The organism is Actinoplanes sp. NPDC051411 (assembly GCF_040682075.1).
Lineage (GTDB): Bacteria > Actinomycetota > Actinomycetes > Mycobacteriales > Micromonosporaceae > Actinoplanes.
Window position 1 is genome coordinate 1 of sequence record NZ_JBFBAD010000251.1, and the last position, 6,103, is coordinate 6,103.

At 72.2% G+C, this 6,103-nt stretch carries 3 protein-coding genes; 1 reads left to right on the forward strand and 2 read right to left on the reverse strand.

Translation table 11 applies throughout. From position 1 onward, the window contains the following. Positions 1-185 precede the first annotated feature (185 nt). Positions 186-2,720 (forward strand): tetratricopeptide repeat protein, encoded by a 2,535-nt coding sequence (locus AB0M88_RS52685; protein ID WP_364116039.1) that lies wholly within the window; start codon positions 186-188, stop codon positions 2,718-2,720. Here the strand turns inward: AB0M88_RS52685 and AB0M88_RS52690 are convergent. Both AB0M88_RS52690 and AB0M88_RS52695 read right to left on the reverse strand, forming a co-directional pair. Continuing rightward, complete coding sequence (locus AB0M88_RS52690) at positions 2,688-4,613, reverse strand: methyl-accepting chemotaxis protein (RefSeq protein ID WP_364116042.1); 1,926 nt, start codon at positions 4,611-4,613, stop codon at positions 2,688-2,690. The genes AB0M88_RS52685 and AB0M88_RS52690 overlap by 33 nt on opposite strands. 272 nt (positions 4,614-4,885) lie before the next feature. Next, positions 4,886-5,152 (reverse strand): AAA family ATPase, encoded by a 267-nt coding sequence (locus AB0M88_RS52695; protein WP_364116045.1) that lies wholly within the window; start codon positions 5,150-5,152, stop codon positions 4,886-4,888. Positions 5,153-6,103 lie beyond the last annotated feature (951 nt).

Genomic DNA, 6,103 nt, shown 5'->3' on the forward strand with positions numbered 1-6,103 from the left:
ACCAGCCGGGCCGCTCGTCGTCCCGGAACCTGCCGGGAACGACCCCCCGTTCAGCAGCCCGGGCCGCCTCGCAGAGCCGGCCCACGGCCGATCTGGGAGCCATGGGCCGACTCGCGTGTCACCGACTATGGCGGGCCGCTCGGCCGTGTACGGAAAGTCCGAACGAACCCGAACGGTCACTCGGCGTGATTCCCGACAAGTCACAATTCGCGACCCTGCCCGACCCCGGTCAGGCCACGACCCTGGACGGCCTCGCCGAGACGCTGCGGCTTCTCAAGGCGTGGGCCGGCAACCCGTCGTACGAGACCATCACCGGCCGGGTCAACGCCCAGCGGCCGGCCACCGAGCAGGTGGGCAAGACGACCGTGGTCGACTGTTTCCGTCCGGGCCGCCGCCGCGTCGACGCCGAGCTGGTGGTCGCGGTCGTCGAGGCCCTGCACGCCGACCTGGGCTATGTCACCCAGTGGCGGCAGGCGCTCCGGGTGATCAGCGGCGAGACCCAGGCCGCGGCCCAGGTGCGGGTGCAGGACAGCCTGCCCCAGGACCTGCCCCTCTTCACCGGCCGGGCCACCGAACTCGCCCGGCTGCGGGAGCTGGCCCAGCAGGGTCCGGCCGTCGTGATCTCGGCGCTGGCCGGGATGGCCGGCGTCGGCAAGACCCAGCTGGCCGTCCACGTCGGACACCAGCTCGCAGCCGAGCAGAAATTCGACCGGATCCTCTTCGTCAACCTGCGCGGGTTCCACTCCGACCCGGCGCAGCCGCCGGCCGATCCTTCAGCGGTGCTCGACGGCTTCCTGCGCCTGCTCGGCGTGACCGGTCAGCGCGTACCGCATCAGCTGGAGGCCCGCACCGAGGCGTTCCGGGAAAAGCTGGCCGGTCTGCGCAGCCTGGTCGTGCTCGACAACGCCGCCGACGCCAAGCAGGTGGCGCCCCTGCTGCCCGATGTGCCGGGTTGCGTGACCCTGGTGACGAGCCGGCGCGACCTGGGCGAGCTGAGCTCGGCGGCCCGGTTCCCGGTCGACGTGTTCAGTCCGGCCGAGGCGCTGAGCTATCTGGCCTCGGCCGTGCCGGAGATCCCGGTCGGCTCCGACCCTCAGGCGGCGGCCCGCATCGGGCGCCGGTGCGGGCATCTGCCGCTCGCCCTGGCCCTGGTCGCCGGGCACATGCGGGCCAAGCCGGGCTGGACGCTGACCGACCACGCCGACTGGCTCGACGAACGTCATTCCGACCGCCGCCTCGACTCCGGAGTGGAGCTCGCGCTCGAGGTCTCGTACCGGAATCTGCCCGCCGGAGAGCGGGAGCTTCTCCGCCTGATCGCTCAGCACCCGGGCCAGGATTTCGACGCCCGGGCGGCGGCCGCGCTGGCCGGCATCGATCTGCCGACCGCCGAGGCCCGCGTAGCCGAGCTGGTCGCCGATCACCTGGTGCAGGTGGCCGCGCCCGGCCGCTACGGCCTGCACGACCTGGTGCGGGCGTACGCCGTGGGCCGCTCGGCGGACGAGGACCGCCGGGTCGACCGGCGCGCCGCCGTGACCCGCCTGCTCGACTACTACGTGAGCGTCGCGGCGGCCGCGATGAACCGTCTCGATCCGGCCGAGGCGGCCCGCCGTCCGGCGGTTGACGATCCGAGGCTGCCGCTGCCCGACCTCGAGGACCCACTGTCCTGGTTGAACACCGAGCGGACCAACCTGATCGCGGCGGTCGCCCACGCGGCGACCGACGGCTGGCCGGAGCACGCCGTACGGATGTCGTCGATCCTCTATCGCTACCTGCTCGGGCGCTATCACCACGAGGCCCACCTGGTGCATGGGCACGCGGCCCGGGCGGCGCTGCAGGCCGGCGACGAGATCGGGTACGCCCGTGCCGTGGCCAACCTCGCGACCGCCGACATCAATCTGGGCCGGCACGAGGCGGCCGTACGCAATGTGAACGAGTCCCTGCGGGTGCTTCGCCAGACCGGCCACCCGACCGACGAGGCACGCGCGCTCAACAATCTGGGCATCGCCGAAACCCGGCTGGGCCGTTACGCCGAGGCGGCCGAGCATCATCGCGAATCGCTCGACCTCTACTGGATCGTCGGCGACTCGATCGGCCGGGCCCGGGCCCTGGTCAACCTGGGCAATCTCGACGCCCGGCTGGAACGACAGGACGATGCGGCCGCCCACTACGCCGAGGCGCTCGAGCTCTATCTGGAGTCGGGCGACCTGTCCGGCGCCGGGGTCGCGCTCAGCAACCTGGGCGGGACCGAAATCAAGCGGGGAAACTTCGAGGCGGCCGAGCGGCACCTGCTCCGGGCGCTCGAACTGTTCCGCGATGCGCGCAGCCCCAACAGCGAGGCCCACGTTCTCGACGACCTCGGCAGCCTGGCCACCCAGCGGGGCCTCTTCGACCGGGCGGTCGACTATCACGGGCAGTCGCTGGCCCTCTTCCGCGCCAGCGGCGACCGGGACAGCGAGGCGTGCGTGCACAACGGGTTGGGGGAGGCGTACCAGGCGGGCGGTTTCGCGGCGAAGGCCCGTGAGGAGTTCGCGGAGGCGCTGGCCATCGCCTCCGAGGACGATGTGGACGACCGGGAGGAGCAGGCCCGGGCACACATGGGGCTGGCTGTGACCGAGCCCGGCCGGGCCCGCGAGCACTACGCCGCCGCCCGTGAGCTCTGGACCGAGCTGGGTTCGCCCCGGGCTGACCTAATAGCGGAACGAGCCGACGAGCGTACGTAATCTTTCGGAGAGTGAGGCGAGCCGGGCCGCCGCCGCCTCGGTCTCGCCGGCCCCGCCGGTGGTGCTCGTCGCCGTGTCGGCGACGCCGGCGATGACCCCGGCGATCTCCCGCGAGCCGTGGGCGGCGTCGCTGACCGACCGGCTCATCTCGTTCGTCGTCGCGGTCTGCTCCTCGACCGCGCCGGCGATCGTCGTCGAGTAGTCGCTGATCTTGTTGATGACCTCGGCGATCTGCTGGATCGCGGCGACCGCCTCGGCCGTGTCGGCCTTGATCGCGCCGATCCGCCCGCTGATGTCCTCGGTCGCCCGGGCCGTCTCCTGCGCCAGTTCCTTGACCTCGCTCGCCACCACCGCGAAGCCCTTGCCCGACTCGCCGGCCCGCGCCGCCTCGATCGTCGCGTTGAGCGCGAGCAGGTTGGTCTGCTCGGCGATCGCGGTGATCGTGCGCAGCACCTCGCCGATCTCCCCGCTGGACGTGCCGAGCTTGCCCATCGTGGCCGTCGTCTGCTCGGCGACCCGCACCGCCGACGAGGTGACCCGGGCCGCCTCGGCCGCGTTCTCGGCGATCTCCCGGATCGACGCGCTCATCTCCTCGGCCCCCGCCGCCACGGTCTGAACGTTCTCCGAGACCCGCCCGGCCGACTCGGTGACCAGCCCGGCCTGCTCCTGGGAGGCCCGCGCCGACCCGGCCAGCCGCCCCGACACGTCGGTGATCTCGCCGCTCGCGGTGCTCAGCTCGTCGGCCGCCACGGCGATGCCCCGGACCGTGTCCGCGACCTTCTGCATGAACCGGTTGAACGCCGCCCCCAACTGGCCCAGCTCGGTCGGCGACTCGTCGACCCGCTGGGTGAGGTCGCCGTCCCCGTCGGCGATGCCGGCCATCCGGTCACGCAGGCGCCCGATCGGCGCCACCACCGCCCCGGCGACCAGGAACGCGACCAGGCAGCTGACGATCAGCGCGGCGAGGGCGAGCAGGATGGCCCAGTTACGCAGGTGGGTGACCGGCGCCAGGACCGTGCTCTCCGGCACCGACAGGACGAGCGACCAGGTGTCGTCGGCGCCGATCGCGATCGGGACGGCGACGCTGAGATTGCCGCCGGCCTGGACCCGGGCCGGCTTGCCCTCGGTGATCGACTGCTTGGCGGTCTCGGCGGCGGACCCCTGGAAGGGCTTCGTGAGCAGCTTCGGGTCCGGCCCGGCGACCACGTTGCCGGCCGCGCTGACCAGCGTCGCCTGCCCCTTCCCGAATGGGTTGTCGTCGGCGATCAGCTTGCTCAGCGAGTCGAGCGTCAGGTCCTCCCCGGCGATACCGGCGAACTTCCCGTTCCGGATCACCGGCTCGACCGCCGAGGTCATCAGCACGTTCTGGCCGTTGACCTGGTACGTGTACGGCTCGAGCACCATCTCCTTGCCACTCTGCTTGGGCGTCAGATACCAGGCGCCGTCGGTCGGGTCGTCGAGCCCGGTCAGCGCCTCGACGACGATGCCGCCGCTCGGCCCCCGATGCCAGTAGGGCGCGAACCGCCCCGCCGCATCACTGCCGGTATTGTTCTCGTGCTCGGCGTCCCGCCCGTCGAACGCGTTCGGCTCCCACGCCGTCCAGGCCCCCAGATATTCGGGGTGTGCCGCGAGCAGGCGGTGCAGAATCTGGTTGGCGACGTCCCGCTCGGACAGCGCGCCCATGGCCGTCCCCAGCGTCCGCGCGGTCCCGAACGCCGCGTCGAACTCCTGCTCGACCTGCGCCGCCCCGACCTCGGCGGAGCGCTGCGCATCATCAAAGGACACCGTCCTCAGACTCCGCGACGCCCCCACGGTCAGCACGCTGACCAGCACGGCGACCGAGACGAACAGCAGCGCGGTCAGGCTCAGGACAAGCCGCGTCCTGATGGTCATGCGAGACATCGGGGCCTCCAGCGAGATCAACTCTGCCATTCCTGATCGGCCCGAGCCGTCATTCCCTGAGCCGGGCCATCGCGCTGACGCGCCCGGCCAACCCCGCCACATCCACCGGACCGTCCGTCCGGACGCTCATCCCGTACGCGACCCCGAGCGGTCTCGCCCCTGCCACCCAGGCGTCCCAGTGCGCGGCCACGTTGGCTTCATCCCGGTGAACAGCCGCCCGCCGCCGCGCCCGCACCCGCGCAAGGGCCACCGCCGCCGGCACCTCACACCAGATCTCGACGGCCCGCGGATTCCCGCACCGCCTCCGCCCTTTCTCGACAAACCCACTCCAAAACCACCAGCCCGGCCAGCTCAGCGGCGACCTCCCACATAGTCTCGGACGCCACAATCCCGGCGCGCTCCGGCGCAAGCCCCTCCTTGATCGCATCCTTGGAAACCAGCGGAGCCCCAAGCGCCCCACTCAACCGCCCCGCCAACGTCGTCTTGCCGCTCCCGGGCAGCCCGTTGACAAGAACAAGAAACTCAGCCACGGAGCCAGCTTCCCGCACACCCCGGGCCGCTCTTCACAGGCGAGTCAGACCCGCCCCCTCTGTCTGCGTCGCCGCCGCTCGGCACGCTCCGGCGGGGCCTGTCGTCGCCAGATGCGGGGTGGCGCAACCGTCGGTCGGTCGGATCCAGACAGTCGGCACGGGCAAAAGGCGCCAGGCACGGATTGATCGCCGGTCCTGTGGGATCAGCCACCCGCGACGCCGAAATGTCAGAGCAGATCCCACCCCGACTGTCAGGGCCGCAGAGTGGCGGCTTCGGGCCCTGTCGGCTCCGTGGCCGGGGCGGAGTGGCGGGTTCGGGCTGGCCGGCTCGGTGGTTGGGGGTGTGGTGCCGGGTTCGGCCGGTCGGTGGTCCGGGGCGGAGCGCCGGCTTCAGGCCAGTCGGTTCCGTGGCCGGGGCGCAGAGTCGTGATTTCGGCCCGCCCGCCCCGGCCGCCCGCCGGCCGGCGGCGCAGAGCCGCGACTCGGATCCGCCCGCCGCCGGTCGCCTCCACACTCGCCGATCGCTACACCGTCCACCACCACTGGGCCGCCAGGAGGCGGTCGAACGTGCGGATTTGTTGACCGTGGGCGTGCGGTCAGGGCGGCATTTGGCGATTCTGCGACCCGGCGACGTCGATGCTGGCGACTCGCGGTCCGGCGACTCGCGGTCCGGCGACTCGCGGTCCGGCGACGCGGCCCGGCGACTCGCGGCCCGGCAACCCCGACTAACGGCCCGGGACGCGGCGACCCGGCGCCCGCGACGCGGCGACCTCGTTCCCGTCGACCCCGCAACCCCGCAACCCCGCAACCCCGCGCCCGCGCCCCGACCGGCCCGGCGCGGCGCGGCGCGGCGCGGCGGTCACGTCCACCGAAGTGGTGTATGACCTGGTCTTTTAGGTCAACGAGAGGCGGCCATCGCAGATCCTTCGGATTGTCTGAAGATCACGAAGG

What these genes read in the sequence shown, in the direction of transcription:
- AB0M88_RS52690 (WP_364116042.1), bottom strand. Translation starts at nt 4,613, where the DNA reads ATGACCATCAGGACGCGGCTTGTCCTGAGCCTGACCGCGCTGCTGTTC.